Origin of the sequence: Novosphingobium cyanobacteriorum (assembly GCF_029436685.1) — a bacterium.
Lineage (GTDB): Bacteria > Pseudomonadota > Alphaproteobacteria > Sphingomonadales > Sphingomonadaceae > Novosphingobium > Novosphingobium cyanobacteriorum.
Genome location: NZ_JAROCY010000006.1, coordinates 59,201 through 76,757 on the forward strand (window position 1 = coordinate 59,201; position 17,557 = coordinate 76,757).

Here is a 17,557-nt window from a genome sequence, read left to right on the forward strand (position 1 = left end):
TTTCAGGCGGCAATTTCGGCATAATCAGGCTCTTGGCCTAGCACGGTTTGGTAAACGGGAAGATAACGTCTGACGTTGAGAGCCCAGTCGTGCCGCTTTTCAACGAACGTGCGCGCCGTTTCACGGCGTTCCGGCCAGCGCTGGCGATGGCACAGCAGATCCGCCATCGCATCGGCCAACCCGGCCGGGTCATCGGGTGGAAACAGCGTGCCGGTGCGGTCGTGCTCGATCAGTTCGCGGTGCCCGCCCACGCTGCTCGCCGCCACCAGCTTGCCCTGCGCCATGGCCTCAAGCGGCTTCAACGGGGTGACCAGCTCGGTCAGGCGCATGCCCTTGCGCGGATAGCAGACCACGTCGACCAGGCTGTAGTACCGGTCCACATCATGGTGCGGCACCCGGCCGACGAAGCGGACCGCGCTGGCCGCCGGGCTGGCCGAGGCCTGCACGCGCAGGCGTTCCTCGGCGGGGCCGCCACCCACCAGCAGCAGGCGGGCATCGGGCACGCGGGCAACGATGGCGGGCATGGCGGCAATCAAGTCGTCCAGCCCTTCATAGGGGTAGAAGCTGCCGAGGAAGCCGATCACCGGCCCCTCACCCAGCCCCAGCTCGTTGGCCAGCGCCGCATCGCGCGGCAACGGCGTGCCGAACATCGCCATGTCCACGCCGTTGGGCATCACGGTGAAGCGGCTGCGCGGATATCCGCGTGAAACCAGGTCTTCCAGCAGGCCGTTGCAGATCGTCACAACCGCATCGGCGCCGGCGACCACGCGGTTTTCCAGGTGGCGGGTCAGCCAGTACTTCGCCGATCCCTCGCGGCCCGTGCCGTTGCCCACGGCGGCGTCTTCCCAGAAGGCGCGGATTTCATAGACCACGGGAATGCCCAGCCTGCGTCCGGCCTTCAGCGCGGCAAGGCCGCACAGCGCCGGCGAATGCGCGTGCAGCACATCGGGCCGCCAATCGCGCGCCACTTCAACGATGCGCGCGGCCAGCGCGGATACTTCCTTCCATTCACGCCAGCCGGTCGGCCCTTCGGCCTCGCCGGGGGTGCGGTAAAAGGTCAGACCGTCGGCCTGCTGCACATCACCCGGCACGGCGGGGGCGGCATGGCGCTGCCCGGTCACGCCGCGCACGTCCAGCCCCAGCGCCTCCTGCGCCTTCAGGATGGCGCGGGTGCGAAAGGTATAGCCGCTGTGCAGCGGCAGGCTGTGATCAAGGACATGGAGCACGCGTGTCATGGTTTCCGGCCATGCCACGGGAAGGCTTAACGCGGCGTCAACCCCGGCGGGTTAGGGCATGGTGCATGCGCAAGGTCGTGGCCCCATGATCGACATCTTCACCGTGGTGGTGCCGCACGCGCTGATGGCGCTGGCGGTATGGCGCCTGCTCCATCGCGACGATCTCGACAACGACCCCGCCCTGCCCGAAGGCAGGAAGCCGCTGGCGCGGGGGCAGAACCGGCGGCGGCCGCGTGCTTAACCTCTTTCTCACCGCCTTCGTCTTCGCCTTTCTCGGCGCGGGGCTGCGGCGGCCGTTCCTGCTCGTGCTGGCCTATGCCTATATCGACATCGTCGCCCCGCAGAAGGTGACCTGGGGCTTCCTGCAGAGCGTGCCGGTCTCGCTGATCACGTTCGGCTGCATGATCCTCGCGTGGCTGGCGGCGGAGAACAAGGACGGCATCCGCGTTTCGCCACGCCAGTTCGTGCTGTTCCTGCTGCTGGTCTATTGCGGCCTCACCACCCGCACCGCCGATTTCCCGGAGGAAGCGCTGGAGAAGTGGGCCTGGGTGTGGAAGGCGCTGGTCTTTGCCATATTCATGCCGCTGACCCTGCGCACCCGGCTGCGGATCGAAGCGATGACACTGGTCATGGTGCTTTCGGTCGGCGTGATCGTGATCGGCGGCGGGATCAAGACGCTGGCCTCGGGCGGCGGCTATGGCGAACTCAAGCTGCTGGTGAACGACAACACCGGGCTCTACGAAGGCTCGATCATATCGGCGGTGGCCATCTCGGTGGTGCCGCTGGCGCTGTGGCTGGCGCGGCATGGCACGATCTTCAGGCCCAACTGGATGGTCTGGCTGTTCGCGCTGGGCATCTGCTTTTCCTGCCTGCTGATGCCCATCGGCACGCAGGCGCGCACCGGGCTGATCTGCGTGGCCGTTCTCGGCGTGCTGATGCTGCGCACGGCCAAGCGGCGGCTGCTCTACATCTCGCTGATCGCCATCGCCGGGGTGATCGCCGTGCCGCTGCTGCCAGCCAGCTTTACCGAGCGGATGAGCACGATCCGCAACCACCGGAGCGACCAATCCGCCGGGACGCGCATCGCGGTGTGGCAGTGGACGATGGAATACGCGCAGAGCAATCCGTTCGGCGGCGGCTTCAACTCCTACCTCCAGAACAGCGTCTCTTACGACAAGGTGATCGCCGACGATGCGGGCGACAACAACACCGCGCTGAAAACCGAACGGATCGAGGAAAAGGCCCGCGCCTTCCATTCCAGCTACTTCGAGATGCTGGGCGAACAGGGCTATCCCGGCCTGGCACTGTGGCTGCTGCTGCACATCATGGGCGTGGTGCAGATGGAAATGCTGCGCCGCCGCTATGCCAAGGACCCGCCGCCGGGGTTCGCATGGGTCACCCCGCTGGCCGATGCGCTGCAGCAGGCGCAGATCGTCTACCTGGTTGGCGGGGCCTTCGTGGGCATCGCGTTCCAGCCGTTCTGCTATATGCTGGTGGGGCTTCAGTGCGGCCTGAGCGCCTATATCGGGCGCGTGCAACGCAGCGCCAGCGCGCCGTTCCGCAGGCCCCGCAACACCGGCCGCGCACTCGCTGCATCTTTGCCAACCCCTTGAAGCGGGTTGCAGCCGCCGTAGGTTGAGCGCAGTTGAGAGGGGGTTGAGATCGACTGAGAGCGATCGAGAGGGGGTTGAGCGATGCAGAAGACCATGCAGGCGGCCGATATCGCGAAGCTGGCCGGGCAGCAGATCGGCACGTCCGAATGGATCGAGGTGACCCAGGAAAGGATCGACCGCTTTGCCGAGGCGACGGGCGATTTCCAGTTCATCCACGTCGATCCGGTCCGTGCGGCGCAGACCCCGTTCGGCGGCACCATCGCCCACGGTTTCCTCACCCTCTCACTTCTGCCGCTGCTGACCGAACGCAGCGATTGCCCTGTGGCCGAGGGCACCAATATGTGCGTCAACTATGGCAGCAACAAGCTGCGTTTCCTGGCCCCGGTCCGCGCCGGAAAGCGGGTGCGGGGTGTGTTCAAGCTTCTGGAACTCGAGGAAAAACGCCCCGGCCAATGGCAGCAGGTGATGGAAGTGGCCATCGAGATCGAGGGCGAGGACAAGCCCGCCCTGATCTGCGAATGGATTTCCCAGTTTTTCGTCTGACCCAGCCGGATCAGGCGACGACCGAGAGGTTCTTGCGCTTCTTCGCCAGCCGGTCGTGGCGCAGCACCCATTCATCGACGACCGGGGCGATCGACGTGCGCCAGCGGGTGCCGTTGAAGATGCCATAGTGGCCCACTTCGGGAGCGAGGTGGTACTTCTTCAGCTTTTCCGGCAGGTTGGGCGTGACCTTCAGCGCGGCCTTGGTCTGGCCGATGCCGGAGATGTCATCGCGTTCGCCCTCGATGCACAGGATCGCGGTGTCGGTGATGTCGCCCAGGTCCACCGCCGTGCCGCGATGGACCAGCTCGCCCTTGGGCAGGGCGTGGGTCTGGAACACGACGTCCACCGTCTGCAGGTAGAATTCAGCGGTCATGTCGCAGACCGCGCGGTATTCGTCATAGAACTTCTTGGTGGCGTCGGCGCTTTCGCCATCGCCCTGCACCATGTGCTTGAACAGGCCATAGTGGCTCATCATGTGGCTGCCGAGGTTCATCGACATGAACGAGGCGAGCTGCACGAAGCCGGGATAGACCTGCCGCCCCGCGCCCGGATAGTTCTGCGGCACGGTGGTGATCACGTTGTGCTTGAACCACACATAGGGCTTGGTGATCGCGTGGTCGTTCACCGCAGTGGGGCTTTCACGCGTGTCGATCGGCCCGCCCATCATGGTCAGCGTGACCGGGCGGCAGGGGTGGCCGGCCTTGGCCATGACCGCCGTTGCAGCAAAGGTGGGCACCGAAGGCTGGCACACCGCCATCGCGTGGGCGCCGGGGCCGATGTATTCCAGGAAGCCGACGATGTAATCGATGTAGTCGTCGAGGTTGAAGCTGCCCTCTTCAAGGGGGACGTACTTCGCATCGGCCCAATCGGTGATGTAGACCACGCAGCGTTCCAGCATGCGCTCCACCGTGCCGCGCAGCAGCGTGGCGTAGTGTCCGCTCATGGGCGCGACGATCAGCAGGCGGGGCGCGTCCTCGGGCAGGCCGGTGTGGGTGAACTTCTTGAGATCACCGAACGGACGCGTCACCGCGGTCGTCTCGCTGACCGCATGGGCGTGGCCATCGACCGTCACCGTCTTGATGCCGAAGGCGGGCTTTGCGCGCGGCGCGGCGGCGTGGGCGAAGACATCAAGCGCGGACGCCATCATCTGGCTGAAGCCCGTGTTGGCGAGGGGATAGCGCGGATCGGAGAACAGTTCCGACGTGAGCGAGGCCATGGCGCTGCCCGCATTCAGGAACGAGCGCTGGATCTCGTGGATCTTGTAAAGCACCTGCGAACACCTTTTGTTGTTGCCCGGCAGCGCCGGACTCGATTGCGGCGCAGTCTGCCGTGGTTTCAAGCCTTGTGCAACGCAACAATTTGCGAGGTCCGGGGGTGCCCGTTCCACCGCTTGCCCGCATGCCCCCTTCCGGCCATGCCCGCCATCGGCTAGGCGGGCGGCCATGGACGCGCAAACCCCGCCCGAAATGGCCCAGCCCGAAATGGCCCAGCCCGAAAAGGCCCGCCCCGAACAGGCCCAGCCCGAACTGGTGCCGCCGACGGCGCGCAACCTGACCCCGCTGCGCATGATCCTGCGCCAGGCGCTGAACTATCCGGCGCAAGTGGGGGCCGCGCTGGCCGCGCTGGTGGTGACATCGGGCGCGACCATCGCCATTCCGGCGCGGTTCAAGACGATCATCGACCAGGCGTTCGGCCCCGGCGCCAACCCCGAAACGATCAACGGGGCGTTTCGCCTGCTGCTGGTGATCGTGGTGGTCCTTGGCATCGGCACGGCGACGCGGTTCTACTTCGTTTCATGGATCGGCGAACGCGTGGTGGCGGACATACGCCTGCGCGTGCAGAAGAACCTGCTGCGGATGCCCCCCAGCTTCTTCGAGAGCAACAGCCCGAAGGAGATCTCCAGCCGGATGACGTCGGACACGTCGATCATCGAGCAGGTGGTGGGCACGACGGTTTCGGTCGCGCTGCGCAATTCGCTGACCGCGGTGGGTGGCCTTGCCTATCTGTTCTACCTGGCGCCGGCGCTGACCGCTGGTGTGCTGGTGGGCATTCCGGTGATCCTGGGGCCGATCTTCTTCTTTGGCCGCCGCCTGCGCAGTGCATCACGATCAAGCCAGGACCGCGTGGCCGATATCGGCGTGCAGATTTCCGAAGTGCTGGGCGCGATGAAGGTGGTCCAGGCCTTTGGCCAGGAATCGCGCGAGGCGCAGCGCTTTGGCGCGACGGTGGAACGCACTTTCGCCACCGCGGAACGGCGCATCCGCATCCGTTCGGTGATGACCGCCATCGTCATCTTCCTGATCTTTGGCGGGATCACCGCGCTGATGTGGGAAGGCGCGATGGGCGTGGCCCAAGGGCGGATCAGCGGTGGCACGATCGCCGCCTTCGTGCTGACCGGGGGCCTTGTCGCCGGTGCATTCGGTTCGCTGATGGAAGTCTATGGCGACCTGGTGCGCGGGGCTGGCGCGGCGAGCCGGCTGAACGAGCTGCTGCTGGAACAGCCGGACATCGCGCCCCCGGCCCGGCCGATCACCCTGCCGCAGCCGCCACGCGGGCAGATCGCGTTCCAGAACGTATCGTTCCGCTATCCCAGCCGGCCCGAGATTGCGGCGCTGGAGGACTTTTCGCTGGCGGTGGAGCCAGGCGAGACGGTGGCCATCGTCGGCCCTTCGGGCGCGGGCAAATCCACCCTCTTCCTGCTGGCCGAGCGGTTCTATGACCCGCAGGCGGGCACCGTGCGGATCGATGGGGTGCCGCTGCCGCAGGCGGACCCGGCGGAAGTCCGCGCGCGCATGGCGCTGGTGCCGCAGGACGGCACGCTGTTTGCCGCCAGCGCGCGCGACAACCTGCGTTATGGCAACTGGAGCGCGAGCGACGACCAGATCTGGGAAGCAGCCCGCGCCGCCAATGCCGAAACGTTCCTGCGTGCGCTGCCGCAGGGGCTGGACACGTTCCTGGGCGAGGATGGCGCGCGCCTTTCCGGCGGGCAGCGCCAGCGCATCGCCATTGCCCGCGCGCTGCTGCGCGATGCGCCGATCCTGCTGCTGGACGAAGCGACGAGCGCCCTGGACGCCGAAAGCGAGCGGCTGGTGCAGGATGCGCTGGACCGGCTGATGGCGCAGCGCACCACGCTGGTGATCGCGCATCGCCTTGCCACCGTGCGCCAGGCCGACCGCATCGTGGTGATGGAAAACGGGCGCATCGTGGAGCAGGGCAAGCATGCCGAGCTGACGGCGGCGAACGGGCTCTATGCCCGGCTGGCGCGGCTGCAGTTCGATACGGCGGCGGCCTGAGGCCATTGCGTCGCCCGAAAGGGTGGGGGGTGTTCACCACAGCGCAAGGCGGCTAGAGCCATCCGGTCACCATTGAAACCGGATGGACCCGACTGCCCATGCGTTTGCGCCTGTTGCTTGCCTGCACTGCCGCCCTTGCCCTGCCCGCCACCGCCCTTGCCGAGGGGCCTGCCGCCGCCCCGTCCGCGCAGGTGGACTACCCGGTGCCGACCTTTCCGGGCTGGGGCTTCAATCCGGCCGACATCGACCGGTCAATCAAGCCGGGTGACGATTTCTTCGCCTATGTGAACGGCAAGTGGGACAAGGCCGAGGTCATCCCGCCGCAATACCCATACAGCGGCAATGCGCTGGCGCTGCGGCTGGCTTCGGACCGGGCGGTGCGCGACATCGTGACCGGCCTTGCCGCAACGCCCCATGCCGCCGGAACGGGCGAACAGCGCATCGCCGACAGCTATCGCGCGTTCATGGACCGCCCCGCCATTGACGCGGCAGGACTGGCTCCGGCCAAGCCCTATCTCGACCGCATCCGCGGCGCCGCCACGCGCGAGGCGCTGTCCGCGTTGATGGCGCAGCCGGGCATGCCATCGCCGGTGGCGTTCTATGTGAGCATCGACCGCACCGATCCGGCGCGCAATGCGGTCTATGCCGGGGTCGGCGGGCTGGGCCTGCCCGACCGCGATTATTACCTTGTCGACAACGAGCGCAACCGCGAGATCCAGGCGAAGTATCGCGCCTATCTGGCGTTCCTGCTGGGCAAGGCCGGGCAGGCCGATGCGGCTGCGATGGCCGACAAGGTCTATGCCTTCGAATACGCCATCGCCCAGGCGGACTGGGACCGCGCGGTGGCGCGCAACCCGCTGCTGACCACCAACGTGGTGCCGCGCGCGGATTTTGCAGCGCTGGGCAGCGCCTTTCCACTGCAGCCACTCTTGCAGGGTCGCGGGCTGGGCGAGGTCGGTTCGCTGATCGTGACCGAACTGCCGCCATCGACCGAGAAGGCGGCGAAGCTGGCGCTTTCGGCAGAGGACCGCGCCAAGCTTGGCGGCGGGATGCCCGCGCTGGTGAAGCTGCTGGGCGAGACCGACATCGGCACGATCCAGGCGTGGATGGCGGCGCGTTTCCTCTCTTCAAACGCATCGGTGCTGCCATCGGACATCGATGCGGCGACGTTCGAACTCTATGGCCGCACCCTGTCGGGCCGCACGGCGGAGCGCGAGCGCTGGCAGCGGGCGATGGCCACGCTGGAGGGCCAGATGGGCGAGGCGCTGGGCGCGCTCTATGTGAAGGAACACTTCCCGCCTTCGAGCAAGGCGGCGATGATCGAACTGGTCGGCAACCTGCGCGCGGCGCTGGCGCACAACCTGAAGACGCTGCCGTGGATGACGCCGGCCACCCGCGTGGCGGCGCAGGCGAAGCTCGACGCGTTCAACGTGAAGATCGGCTATCCGGAAAAGTTCAAGAGCTATGACGGCATGGCCATCCGCCCCGATGCGCCACTGGACAATGCGGTGGAATCGGCGCGCTGGCACTGGCAGGACGACCTGAAGGAGCTGGCGGCGCCGGTGGACAAGGGCAAGTGGCTGATGACCCCGCCGACGGTCAACGCCTATTACATGCCGCCTGCGAACGAGATCGTGTTCCCGGCCGCGTTCCTGCAGCCGCCGTATTTCAACCCCCGGGCGGATGCGGCAGTGAACTATGGCGCGGTGGGCGCGACCATCGGGCACGAGATCGGCCACGGCTTCGACGATTCGGGTTCACGCTATGACGGGACCGGCGCGCTGAAGGACTGGTGGACCGAAGAGGACCGCAAGACCTTTGACGCGCTGGGCAAGAAGCTGGCCGCGCAATACGACAGGGAATGCCCGCTGGACGGGGGCAAGACCTGCCACAACGGGCTGCTGACGCTGGGCGAGAACATCGGCGACCTTGGCGGGCTGTCGATGGCATACCAGGCCTACAGGCTTTCGCTGAAGGGCAAGCCCGCGCCGGTGATCGACGGGCTGACCGGGGACCAGCGCTTCTTCCTGTCCTATGCCCAGGCGTGGCGGTGGAAGTACCGCGACGCCTTCGCCCGGCAGCTGTTGAAGACGGACCCGCATGCGCTGGCCGAGGCGCGGGTGAACGCCGTGCTGCGCAACTTCGACCCGTGGTACAAGGCGTTCAACGTGAAGCCGGGCGACAAGCTTTACCTGCCGCCCGAGCAGCGCGTGCGCATCTGGTGAGGGGCGAAAGGGCGGGCATTGCCATAATTTAAGCCCGCCCCACCCTTGACACTTTGCTGCACTGCGGCGACGCCTGCGCGCCATGGACAGCCTGACGATCACCGCCATCCTCTTGGGCATCGTGGAGGGACTTACCGAGTTCCTGCCGGTGTCCTCCACCGGCCACCTCGTGCTCGCGACCGAGGTGTTCGGGTATGACCCAGGCCAGTGGGAAGTGTTCAACGTGGTGATCCAGCTGCCAGCGATCATGGCGGTGGTGGTGCTTTACTGGAGCAAGTTCATGGAGGTGGCGAAGGGCCTGTTCGCGGGCAGCCGCGACGCCATCGCCTTCGTGCGCAACATCATCGTCGCCTTCATCCCCTCGGCCATCCTGGGCGTGCTGCTGAAGAAGAAGATCGACGCGATGCTGGAAACCCCGGTGATCGTGGCCTGGGCGCTGATTCTGGGGGGCGTGGCCATCCTGCTAATCGAGCGGGTGGCGAAGCAGGGCGAATATCGCCCGGTGGAGAATGTCTCGGTCGGCAAGTCCTTCGCCATCGGGGTGATGCAGTGCATCTCGATGATCCCGGGGGTTTCGCGATCAGGTGCGACGATCATGGGGGCGTTGTCGATGGGCGTGAACCGCCGGACCGCCGCCGAATTCAGCTTCTTCCTGGCGGTGCCGACGATGTTCGGGGCAACCGCCAAGCAGCTGTGGGACCATCGCGAGGAACTGGCCGCGCAGTCAGGCCCGGTGGGCTGGAGCCACATCGCCGTCGGCTCGGCCGTGTCGTTCGTGGTGGCGCTGGTGGTGATCAAGCTGTTCGTCGGCTTCGTCAGCCGCCGTGGCTTCACCCCTTTCGCGATATACCGCATCGCCGCCGGCGCGCTCGCGCTGGTGTGGCTGATGCGGGGGTAAATTCTTTGCCGCAAGCCTTGGGCCGATGCCCAAGGCGCATCGATCAAAAACGCCTCGTCGCACTATCGGAACCAAATGCCTCGGCCCGGATTTTTCCGGGCAGACAGCATTTCAAGGGATTAGCGATATGGGCCTCATCATTCTTCTTGTCGTCGGTGGCATTCTTGGCTGGCTGGCCAGCATCGTGATGCGCACCGATGCCCAGCAGGGCATCTTCCTCAACATCGTCGTCGGCATTGTCGGCGCGCTGCTTGGCGGCTTCCTGCTTGCGCCGCTGATCGGCGGTGGTTCGATCACCAACGGCATCTCGGCCGGCACGCTGATCGTGTCGTTCCTGGGCGCCCTGATCCTGCTCGCGATCGTCAACCTCGTCCGTCGCGGCGCGGTGCGCTGAACCGGACTTCCAGACATTACCAACCCGAGGCGGTCCTTTGCGGCCGCCTCAACCATAAAGGGGACAAAGGCATGAAGACCTTCACCAAAGGCGCGATGATCGCCATGACCGCAGCGCTGGGCCTGAGCCTGGCCGCGTGCGACAGCAAGAAGGAAGACGCGGCCGAGAACACCGCCGACGCCGTGCAGAACGCCAGCGATGCCGCTGCCGACGCCATGGACACCCAGGCCGCCAACATGAGCGGCGCTGCGGCCGACACCATGAACGACAAGGCGGATGCGGTTCGCGCCTCGGGCAACACCAAGGCCGAAGCGATCGAAGAGAACGCGGAGAAGAAGCAGTAATCCTGCCTGCAGGGGACTGTTTCAGGTCGGCGCCCGGGCTTTCCCGGGCGCCGTTCTGCTTTGGTCGTGCCGGTCAGACCGGCTCTGCCCCGCTGCCTCTGCCGCCGCGCAGGTGATATTCCAGCGTGCCCTTGTGGATCACGTCGTCCACGTCGATCACGGCCGTATTGGCATAGGTGAACCCTGCGCCCAGCCCGCGATAGAGCCGGTCGAAATCTCGCTCCACCGTCTGATGGTAAAGCTGGGCAAAGCTTTCGATCACGAAGTAGGTCGGCTGCAGGTCGCTGATCACGTAATCGGTGCGCATGGCGCGATCGACATTGAGCATGATGCGGTTGGGCGAGCGGGCCTCGAGCGCGAAGACCGCTTCGGCCGGGCCGGAGAGAATGCCCGCGCCATAGGCGCGCAGGCCGTCCGCTTCCTGCACGAGGCCGAATTCCACCGTGTACCAGTAGAGCGCGCCCAGCGCCTTCAGCCGGTTGTAGCGCATCGCCTTCCACCCGGCGCGGCCATATTCCTGCATGTAATCGGCATAGACCGGATCGGCGAGCAGGGGCACGTGGCCGAACACATCGTGGAACACGTCAGGTTCCTCGATATAGTCGAACCGATCAGGGCTGCGGATGAAATTGCCCGCGGGAAAGCGGCGGTTGGCGAGGTGCCAGAAGAACACGTGATCCGGGATCAGCATGGGCACCGGCACCACGCTCCACCCGGTCAAGGCGGTGAGTTCGCGCGACAGGCGGGCGAGTTCCGGCACGCCGCCGCGGCCAAGGTCCAGCCGTTCCAGCCCCGCCATGAAGGCGCTGGCGGCGCGGCCCGGCAGCACTTCCATCTGCCGCGCGAACAGGCGATCCCAGGTGGCGTGGTCCTGTGCGCCATAATCCGCCTGGGACGGCTCCACCCAGTCTTCACCCAAGTGGGTGGGCCGGCGCAGCGGCGCGGTGAACACATCCGCCGGAAGATCGGGCAGACGGGTGAAATCGGTGGGGGCGGTGATCGTCGACATGGTTTCAACTGCAACCTCTAACAGTTCACGTCCGCTTCCGCAAACTTGCTTGCCGCGCCAACTCCACGCAGGGTGGCCCGCGCAGGTTGCAACCTGAAAGGATCCACCGATGGGCGAGCTGAAGAAGAAGGACTACGAGGACCTGCTCGAACCACTGCAGGAAGAGCTGAACGCCATGGCGCGCTGGGCGGCAAAGGTTGGCGCGCGGGTGCTGGTGATCCTGGAAGGGCGCGACACGGCGGGCAAGACCGGTGTGATCAACGCCCTGTCCGACAAGCTCAATCCCCGACAGGTGCGCACGGTGGCCCTGTCCAAGCCGACCGAGCGCGAACAGGGGCAGTGGTATCTCCAGCGCTACGTGCCGCACCTGCCGGCGGCGGGCGAGATCGTGCTGTTCGATCGCAGCTGGTACAACCGCGCCGGGGTGGAACGGGTAATGGGCTACGCCACCGAGGAGCAGGTGCGGGCGTTCCTCGCTGCCGCGCCTGCGTTCGAGAAGATGCTGGTCGACGATGGCATCCTGCTGTTCAAGTACTGGCTGACCTGTGACCAGTCCGAACAGGAAAAGCGCTTTGCCGAGCGGCGCGGCGATCCGATGAAGCGGTGGAAGCTGTCACCCGTGGATATCGAGGCGCGCGGCAAGTATGCCGACTACACCGCCGCGCGCGAGGCGATGCTGGCGGCGACCCACACGGCGCATGCACCGTGGACGCTGGTGGATTTCAACGACCAGCGGCGCGGACGGCTGACGCTGATTCGCAACCTGCTTGACCGGCTGCCCGATACCATGGTTGAGACCCCGCCGCTGGAGCTGCCACCGCTGCCTGGCAAGCCCGAGGAAGAGCATTTCGGCGTGCTGAAGCCGATTCATCCCTTCCCCGCCCCTTGACTTTGCCCTGATTCTCCCCCAACGCCCGCGCCCTGTGAAGGCGGCGTGGCGACGCGCCGCCGCTTGCGTTTTCAGGATAGAGCAATGGCCAAGCCCACCACCGTCAAGATCCGTCTGGTCTCGACCGCAGACACCGGTTTCTTCTATGTCACCAAGAAGAACCCGCGCAACACGACCGAGAAGATGAGCTTCCGCAAGTATGACCCGGTGGTGCGCAAGCACGTCGAGTTCAAGGAAGCCAAGATCAAGTAAGCGGGCGCTTGCCGCGCCGCACCCGGAACCGGAACGGTTCACGGGAAGTTCAACGCCGACACTGCAAGGAACGGCGATGAACACGATCTTGAAGACCCTTCGCACCCCGGTTCTTGCCGCTTCGGCCCTCGCGCTTGCCGCGACGGGCCTTTCGGTGCTTCCGACACCGGCAACCGCCCAATCCGCCACAGACCGTGCGCAGATCGATACGGCGGTGGGCGCGCTGCGCGCCATTTCCTCCATGCGGGCCGACTTCGTGCAGACCGATCGCAACGGCCAGCGCGTGGGCGGCGTGATGACGCTGAAGCGCCCGGGCAAGATCCGCTTTCAATATCAGAAGGGCGTGCCCTTCCTGATCGTGGCCGATGGATCATCGCTGACCATGATCGATTACGAAGTGCGGCAGGTACAGCGCTGGCCCATCCGCAACAGCCCGCTGGGCGCACTGCTCGATCCCAACAAGGACGTGGCGCGCTTTGCCAGGCTGAACCCCACGGCCAATCCTTCGGTGCTGAGCATCGACGTGAAGGATCCTCGCCACCCGGAATACGGCACGATCACGCTGATCATGGTGCGCAAGGCTTCGGCACCGGGCGGCTGGGAGCTCGATTCGTGGGTGGCGCTCGATTCGCAAGCCAAGCGCACCACGGTGCGGCTGACCAACCACCAGTATGGCATCGCCGTGCCGGACAACACCTTCCGCTTTAACGACCCGCGCACCCAGAATCGCCGCGCGGGGTGATTCTTTCAGAGTCTGGTCCAGGCGGAGAACCCGAATTGCGGTTCACCGGCACCAGCCCACGACTCGTCCTGAGATCGCCCTCCGGCTGCGACAAATTGCGACAAGGCTGAAAGCAGCGTTCATCCGGGCGAAAGGGGCGGGGTCCTAGAAAGACATCAGACGGAGCGGTCGAGGCGGGTTTCCCCCCTGTTGCCCAGCTTCCATCCAGCCGCCCGTCTAGCGTGACGAACGCACATGGAACCCTCGGACCAATGCCCCCGGTCCGAGGGTTTTCTGTTGGGACAGGCCGTGTTTGCCGGTGGCCGGGCTGCGAACGGCACTGCCCTGCGCTGCGGGTGCTCGCGACCAGAAAGGTCGCTGCGCGCCGCTTCTCGGACAGCACCATTCTCGCTACGGCCATCGCCAAATCCAGCCCATCCCAATGCGCGGCAGGCCCCGGCCTTGCTCCCTTCGGCACACGCTCCTAAAGCCACCACCATGATCTCGATCGCCACCTGGAACATCAATTCCGTCCGTCTTCGCGCCGATCAGGTGGAACGCTTCCTTGCGCAGGAAGCGCCCGACGTGCTGTGCCTGCAGGAGATCAAGTGCGCCGAGCACCTGTTCCCGCACGAGGTGTTCGAGAAGGCCGGATACGTGCATCGCGCGGTGCGTGGGCAGAAGGGCTATCACGGTGTCGCCACGGTGAGCCGCATTCCGCTGCGCGAGATCGGCCGGCACGACTGGCAGGACAATGGCGAGGCCCGGCATGTGGGCGTGGAACTGCTCGGCCCCGGACAGGGGCTGGTGCTGGAGAACGTCTATATCCCGGCGGGCGGCGATATTCCGGACCGCGAGGCGAACCTGAAGTTCGGCCAGAAGCTAGATTTCCTGGAGCGGATGACGCGCTGGGCCGATGTGCTGGACAAGCCCACGCTGATCGTGGGGGACTTCAACATCGCGCCGCTGGACTGCGACGTCTATGACCACAAGGCGCTGCTGAAGGTGGTGAGCCACACCCCGGTGGAGGTGGAGACGCTGCAGCGTTTCGCCGATGCGCATGGCTGGGTGGACCTGGGCCGCAAGCACATTCCGGCGCCCGAGCGCAATTACTCGTGGTGGTCGTATCGCTCCTATTGGCGCAACAAGGACCAGGGCCGACGGCTGGACCATATGTGGGCATCGCCGCAGGTGGCGGCGCAGTCGGTCTCGCACCGCTTTGTCGAGGAGACCCGCCGCTGGGAACAGCCTTCGGACCACGTGCCATTGGTGACGGTCCTGGACCTGTGAGCGCGGCAGGCGGCAGCATGCAAGGCGGCAGCCGCGCCGTCGCCCTCGCGCTCGATGCGTTGCGGCACGGCTGGGCGATCCGCGTGAACGGCGAAGGCGGCGCGCTGGACCTGCTGCCGGCGGAAACCGGCTTTGCCCAGCCGGGCCTTTATGCCGCGCGCATGCTGATTTCCGCAGCGCGCGCGGCCACGCTGAAGCTGGCCAACAGCCGGGAATACCGGCCCGAGGCGCCCGTGCTGATCCACGGGGCCGAACCCTTTGCGCTGCGCGATGCGCGTGAGCTGGCCGACCCTGCGCTCGATCTTGCCCGACCCCTGCGCGGGCCGTTCCGCGCCGAGCCGATCGCGGCCGGGGCAGCGGCGGTGGCGGCGATGGAACTGGCGCGGCTGGCCGGCATCCTGCCCGCGTTCCTGGTATCCACCGGCGTGGAGCCGGCGGCGGCGGTGACGGTGGCTGACCTTGCCGCGTTCAAGGACCCGCTGGACCTGACCATCCAGGCCCGTGCGCGCCTGCCGGTGGCGGCGTGCGAATCGGCAGAGATCGTGGCGTTTCGCGCACGGGATGACCTGCGTGAGCATGTGGCGCTGGTGATCGGCAGCCAGAACGGCGACGTGCCGCCGCTGGTGCGGCTGCACAGCGAATGCCTGACCGGCGACATCCTTGGCAGCCTGAAGTGCGATTGCGGCCCGCAGCTGGACGCCGCGCTGCGCCGCATGGCGGAGGAGACGACAACCGGCGGCTGGGGCGTGCTGCTCTACCTGCGGCAGGAAGGGCGCGGCATCGGCCTGATCAACAAGCTGCGCGCCTATGAACTGCAGGACCAGGGCTTTGACACGGTGGACGCCAACGAACGGCTTGGCCTGCCCAGCGAGGCGCGTGATTTCCCCGTGGCGGCACGGATGCTCGATCTGCTGGGCGTTTCTGCGATACGGCTGATGACCAACAACCCGGCCAAGGTGGCGGCGCTGGAAGGCGTAGGGGTGACGGTGTTGGAACGCGTAGCGCACCAGCTGCCCGCCAATCCGCATAACGCCCGCTATCTCGACACCAAGCGCGACCGCACGGGGCATATCCTGTGATAGGCGGGGAGCCGCAGCCCCCCGCCATCGTGCATCACCAGGCGCGCCACATGATCGCCGCGACGATGGCGACAAGCACGGCGGCGCCGGCGATGCCCTTCAGCACATCAGCCCACGAGAAGCGATCGATGTGTTCGGCGCGGAAGCGGGCATAGCCGCGGGCGATGCCCGGCTCGCTGGCCAGCAGCGCCACATCCATGGCAGTGGCTTCGCGGCGGAACCAGCGCACCAGCAGGTCGCGCTCCTCAACATTGACATCGGGATAGGCCGCCAGCAGCGCTTCCACATGCGCGCGGCGGGCGAGCGCGGAGGCGCTCTCGGTAAGGGTGTTCATGATGGGTAATCCTGAATTGCTTGGAAACAGCGCCAAGGGGCGCGCGTCGACAATTCAGGCGTGAGGAGGGCCCCGCGGCGCTTCCTTGCGCGCCAGGGCAGGCGCGGCGGGTGGTGGGCCGGTGGAATCCGGCCGCACATGATCGAACACGGCAATGGCGGGCTGGACCACAGGTGTGGCCGCCGTGGGCACGGGCGGCAAGGGCAACGGCGCAATCCGCACCGCCGCCACATCGCGCCGTGCGGGCGCAACCACCATTTCCACCGTATCTGCGCTGAAGGCCGATCCGCTGCGCTGTTCAAAGGCGGCCGCCACCGGTGTTCCGGCGTGGAACGCGATGGTCAGCACCAGCAGCACGGCCCAGAGCCGCCCTGCCAGCCGCAGGGGAAACCGGCTCAGCATCCCGACAAGGTAGGGACCGAAGCCCCGAGAGGCAAGTTTCAGCGGCGCTCGAACTTCTTCAGCCCCGGCCCCGTCTGGTTCGCGCCGAGCCGGATCGCATCGCCGCTCCAGTCCGCAACAAAGGCCGTGGTGCGGTCCACGCCGGGGGCGAGGCGGGCGACGTTGGCTTCGATCACCAGCCCGTCGGCGCTGTGCACGCGACCTTCGGCGGCATTGGTAATGAAGGCGCTGTAGTTCTCCTTGTCCTGCCCCTGCACCATCCAGTTGCCACGGATCGCGCCGGTGGCCCCGGCGCTGAGATCGATCATGTAGTTGGTTGCGCGCCCCTGCGAATCGTCGAAGCTCGAATCGCTGACCTCGATGCGCGCGGCGCGGCTCTTTACATAGTGACCGCCACGGCCCTGCTCGAACCGCACGTTGCGGATGGTCACGCTGCCATAGTCGCCGAAGTAGACCGAGTGCGCGCAGGACAGGCCACGGTCGCAGCGGCCGAGGCGGCTGAAGGTGGATTTCTCGATCAGCACCTGCCCGTTCGGGTCGTCGGCCGAGAGGATGCCTTGGTCGCTGTCGCGAAACCACGACTGTCGCACGGTAAGGTCGCCCTTTTCCAGACGGATGCCCGCGCCGTTGCCTTCGCCGATGCGCAGGTTCTGGAACACCAGCCCTTCAACGCGGGCTGAGCGCCCGCGCACGACCAGCGTCGCCTTGCCTTCGCAGATCGCGCCGTCAAACACTGTCTGCCCAGGCTCCTGCGCCACGAAGGCGACTTGGCCCGCCGTCTGCACGGCGCAATCGCGATAGGCGCCGGGTGCGATCAGGATGGTGCCGGCACGGTCACCGATGAAGTTCACCGCCTCCTGCAAGGCGCCGAAGCGCTGGCCGGTCTCAGCCACGGTATAAGGCGCGCGGTCGGGCTGGGCCGAAACCGTGCCGGCAAGCAACAGGACCGGGAGGGCGAGCAGGCAGGTCGCTTTGATCATGGAGCCGGCTTACCCCGCCAGCCCAATCCTGTCAGGCGGCGCGTAACGTCCGTGCC

At 66.4% G+C, this 17,557-nt stretch carries 19 protein-coding genes; 13 read left to right on the top strand and 6 right to left on the bottom strand.

Annotated elements, in window-relative coordinates:
• Window positions 1–2: 2 nt before the first annotated feature.
• The gene (locus POM99_RS08005; RefSeq protein ID WP_277276525.1) at window positions 3–1,235 is read right to left on the bottom strand and encodes a TIGR04063 family PEP-CTERM/XrtA system glycosyltransferase; all 1,233 of its coding nucleotides are present in this window, start codon (window positions 1,233–1,235) and stop codon (window positions 3–5) included.
• 85 nt (window positions 1,236–1,320) lie between these two features.
• Between POM99_RS08005 and POM99_RS08010 the strand changes: the two genes are divergently transcribed.
• The 3 genes from POM99_RS08010 (at window position 1,321) to POM99_RS08020 (ending at window position 3,391) form a co-directional block, all read left to right on the top strand.
• Complete coding sequence (locus tag POM99_RS08010) at window positions 1,321–1,476, top strand: hypothetical protein (RefSeq protein WP_277276527.1); 156 nt, start codon at window positions 1,321–1,323, stop codon at window positions 1,474–1,476.
• Window positions 1,469–2,848: a putative O-glycosylation ligase, exosortase A system-associated gene (locus POM99_RS08015; RefSeq protein WP_277276529.1), complete on the top strand. Its 1,380-nt coding sequence runs from the start codon at window positions 1,469–1,471 to the stop codon at window positions 2,846–2,848. The genes POM99_RS08010 and POM99_RS08015 overlap by 8 nt, the downstream gene beginning before the upstream one ends.
• 93 nt (window positions 2,849–2,941) lie before the next feature.
• Window positions 2,942–3,391: a MaoC family dehydratase gene (locus tag POM99_RS08020; RefSeq protein ID WP_277276827.1), complete on the top strand. Its 450-nt coding sequence runs from the start codon at window positions 2,942–2,944 to the stop codon at window positions 3,389–3,391.
• 10 nt (window positions 3,392–3,401) lie between these two features.
• Here POM99_RS08020 and POM99_RS08025 read toward each other — a convergent pair whose 3' ends face one another.
• Entirely contained in the window at window positions 3,402–4,661 is a 1,260-nt protein-coding gene (locus POM99_RS08025) for a polyhydroxyalkanoate depolymerase (protein ID WP_277276531.1), read from the bottom strand.
• Window positions 4,662–4,872: 211 nt separating this feature from the next.
• Between POM99_RS08025 and POM99_RS08030 the strand changes: the two genes are divergently transcribed.
• The 5 genes from POM99_RS08030 to POM99_RS08050 all read left to right on the top strand — a co-directional run bounded on the left by POM99_RS08030 (window position 4,873) and on the right by POM99_RS08050 (window position 10,545).
• Window positions 4,873–6,684: an ABC transporter transmembrane domain-containing protein gene (locus tag POM99_RS08030; protein ID WP_277276829.1), complete on the top strand. Its 1,812-nt coding sequence runs from the start codon at window positions 4,873–4,875 to the stop codon at window positions 6,682–6,684.
• 98 nt (window positions 6,685–6,782) lie between these two features.
• On the top strand, window positions 6,783–8,909 hold the full coding sequence (locus tag POM99_RS08035) for a M13 family metallopeptidase (RefSeq protein WP_277276533.1): 2,127 nt from the start codon (window positions 6,783–6,785) through the stop codon (window positions 8,907–8,909).
• Window positions 8,910–8,991: 82 nt separating this feature from the next.
• Window positions 8,992–9,807, top strand: a complete 816-nt coding sequence (locus tag POM99_RS08040; RefSeq protein WP_277276535.1) for an undecaprenyl-diphosphate phosphatase — start codon at window positions 8,992–8,994, stop codon at window positions 9,805–9,807.
• A 127-nt stretch (window positions 9,808–9,934) separates the two neighbouring features.
• A complete protein-coding gene (locus POM99_RS08045; RefSeq protein WP_277276831.1) occupies window positions 9,935–10,201 on the top strand; it encodes a GlsB/YeaQ/YmgE family stress response membrane protein in 267 nt (88 codons plus the stop codon).
• A 71-nt stretch (window positions 10,202–10,272) separates the two neighbouring features.
• Window positions 10,273–10,545: a hypothetical protein gene (locus tag POM99_RS08050; protein ID WP_277276537.1), complete on the top strand. Its 273-nt coding sequence runs from the start codon at window positions 10,273–10,275 to the stop codon at window positions 10,543–10,545.
• A 73-nt stretch (window positions 10,546–10,618) separates the two neighbouring features.
• Here the strand turns inward: POM99_RS08050 and phhA are convergent, their stop codons facing one another.
• Window positions 10,619–11,554 carry a phenylalanine 4-monooxygenase gene (gene phhA, locus POM99_RS08055; protein WP_277276539.1) on the bottom strand — a complete coding sequence of 312 codons (936 nt, stop codon included), beginning with the start codon at window positions 11,552–11,554 and terminating at the stop codon, window positions 10,619–10,621.
• Window positions 11,555–11,663: 109 nt separating this feature from the next.
• Here phhA and ppk2 point away from each other — a divergent pair, with 109 nt between their 5' ends.
• From ppk2 to ribA, 5 genes are all read left to right on the top strand, one after another.
• A complete protein-coding gene (gene ppk2, locus POM99_RS08060; protein ID WP_277276541.1) occupies window positions 11,664–12,443 on the top strand; it encodes a polyphosphate kinase 2 in 780 nt (259 codons plus the stop codon).
• Window positions 12,444–12,527: 84 nt separating this feature from the next.
• Complete coding sequence (gene rpmG, locus POM99_RS08065; protein ID WP_054132393.1) at window positions 12,528–12,695, top strand: 50S ribosomal protein L33; 168 nt, start codon at window positions 12,528–12,530, stop codon at window positions 12,693–12,695.
• A gap of 76 nt (window positions 12,696–12,771) precedes the next feature.
• A complete protein-coding gene (locus POM99_RS08070; RefSeq protein WP_277276546.1) occupies window positions 12,772–13,437 on the top strand; it encodes a LolA family protein in 666 nt (221 codons plus the stop codon).
• A 477-nt stretch (window positions 13,438–13,914) separates the two neighbouring features.
• Entirely contained in the window at window positions 13,915–14,706 is a 792-nt protein-coding gene (locus POM99_RS08075) for an exodeoxyribonuclease III (protein WP_277276548.1), read from the top strand.
• Window positions 14,707–14,723: 17 nt separating this feature from the next.
• Complete coding sequence (ribA, locus tag POM99_RS08080) at window positions 14,724–15,785, top strand: GTP cyclohydrolase II (RefSeq protein WP_277276550.1); 1,062 nt, start codon at window positions 14,724–14,726, stop codon at window positions 15,783–15,785.
• 34 nt (window positions 15,786–15,819) lie between these two features.
• Here ribA and POM99_RS08085 read toward each other — a convergent pair whose 3' ends face one another.
• From POM99_RS08085 to POM99_RS08095, 3 genes are read right to left on the bottom strand one after another with little or no spacing between them, the layout of a single operon-like run.
• On the bottom strand, window positions 15,820–16,119 hold the full coding sequence (locus POM99_RS08085) for a hypothetical protein (protein ID WP_277276552.1): 300 nt from the start codon (window positions 16,117–16,119) through the stop codon (window positions 15,820–15,822).
• Window positions 16,120–16,173: 54 nt separating this feature from the next.
• The gene (locus POM99_RS08090) at window positions 16,174–16,521 is read right to left on the bottom strand and encodes a hypothetical protein (protein WP_277276554.1); all 348 of its coding nucleotides are present in this window, start codon (window positions 16,519–16,521) and stop codon (window positions 16,174–16,176) included.
• Between the two features lie 38 nt (window positions 16,522–16,559).
• The gene (locus POM99_RS08095) at window positions 16,560–17,501 is read right to left on the bottom strand and encodes a right-handed parallel beta-helix repeat-containing protein (RefSeq protein WP_277276556.1); all 942 of its coding nucleotides are present in this window, start codon (window positions 17,499–17,501) and stop codon (window positions 16,560–16,562) included.
• Window positions 17,502–17,557: the final 56 nt, after the last annotated feature.

Bases quoted from the DNA above. Each gene is read 5' to 3' on its own strand.
- POM99_RS08005 (WP_277276525.1), bottom strand. From the start codon at position 1,235: ATGACACGCGTGCTCCATGTCCTTGATCACAGCCTGCCGCTGCACAGC.
- POM99_RS08010 (WP_277276527.1), top strand. From the start codon at position 1,321: ATGATCGACATCTTCACCGTGGTGGTGCCGCACGCGCTGATGGCGCTG.
- POM99_RS08020 (WP_277276827.1), top strand. From the start codon at position 2,942: ATGCAGGCGGCCGATATCGCGAAGCTGGCCGGGCAGCAGATCGGCACG.
- POM99_RS08030 (WP_277276829.1), top strand. From the start codon at position 4,873: ATGGCCCAGCCCGAAAAGGCCCGCCCCGAACAGGCCCAGCCCGAACTG.
- POM99_RS08035 (WP_277276533.1), top strand. From the start codon at position 6,783: ATGCGTTTGCGCCTGTTGCTTGCCTGCACTGCCGCCCTTGCCCTGCCC.
- POM99_RS08040 (WP_277276535.1), top strand. From the start codon at position 8,992: ATGGACAGCCTGACGATCACCGCCATCCTCTTGGGCATCGTGGAGGGA.
- POM99_RS08045 (WP_277276831.1), top strand. From the start codon at position 9,935: ATGGGCCTCATCATTCTTCTTGTCGTCGGTGGCATTCTTGGCTGGCTG.
- POM99_RS08050 (WP_277276537.1), top strand. From the start codon at position 10,273: ATGAAGACCTTCACCAAAGGCGCGATGATCGCCATGACCGCAGCGCTG.
- phhA (WP_277276539.1), bottom strand. From the start codon at position 11,554: ATGTCGACGATCACCGCCCCCACCGATTTCACCCGTCTGCCCGATCTT.
- ppk2 (WP_277276541.1), top strand. From the start codon at position 11,664: ATGGGCGAGCTGAAGAAGAAGGACTACGAGGACCTGCTCGAACCACTG.
- rpmG (WP_054132393.1), top strand. From the start codon at position 12,528: ATGGCCAAGCCCACCACCGTCAAGATCCGTCTGGTCTCGACCGCAGAC.
- POM99_RS08070 (WP_277276546.1), top strand. From the start codon at position 12,772: ATGAACACGATCTTGAAGACCCTTCGCACCCCGGTTCTTGCCGCTTCG.
- POM99_RS08075 (WP_277276548.1), top strand. From the start codon at position 13,915: ATGATCTCGATCGCCACCTGGAACATCAATTCCGTCCGTCTTCGCGCC.
- ribA (WP_277276550.1), top strand. From the start codon at position 14,724: ATGCAAGGCGGCAGCCGCGCCGTCGCCCTCGCGCTCGATGCGTTGCGG.
- POM99_RS08085 (WP_277276552.1), bottom strand. From the start codon at position 16,119: ATGAACACCCTTACCGAGAGCGCCTCCGCGCTCGCCCGCCGCGCGCAT.
- POM99_RS08090 (WP_277276554.1), bottom strand. From the start codon at position 16,521: ATGCTGAGCCGGTTTCCCCTGCGGCTGGCAGGGCGGCTCTGGGCCGTG.
- POM99_RS08095 (WP_277276556.1), bottom strand. From the start codon at position 17,501: ATGATCAAAGCGACCTGCCTGCTCGCCCTCCCGGTCCTGTTGCTTGCC.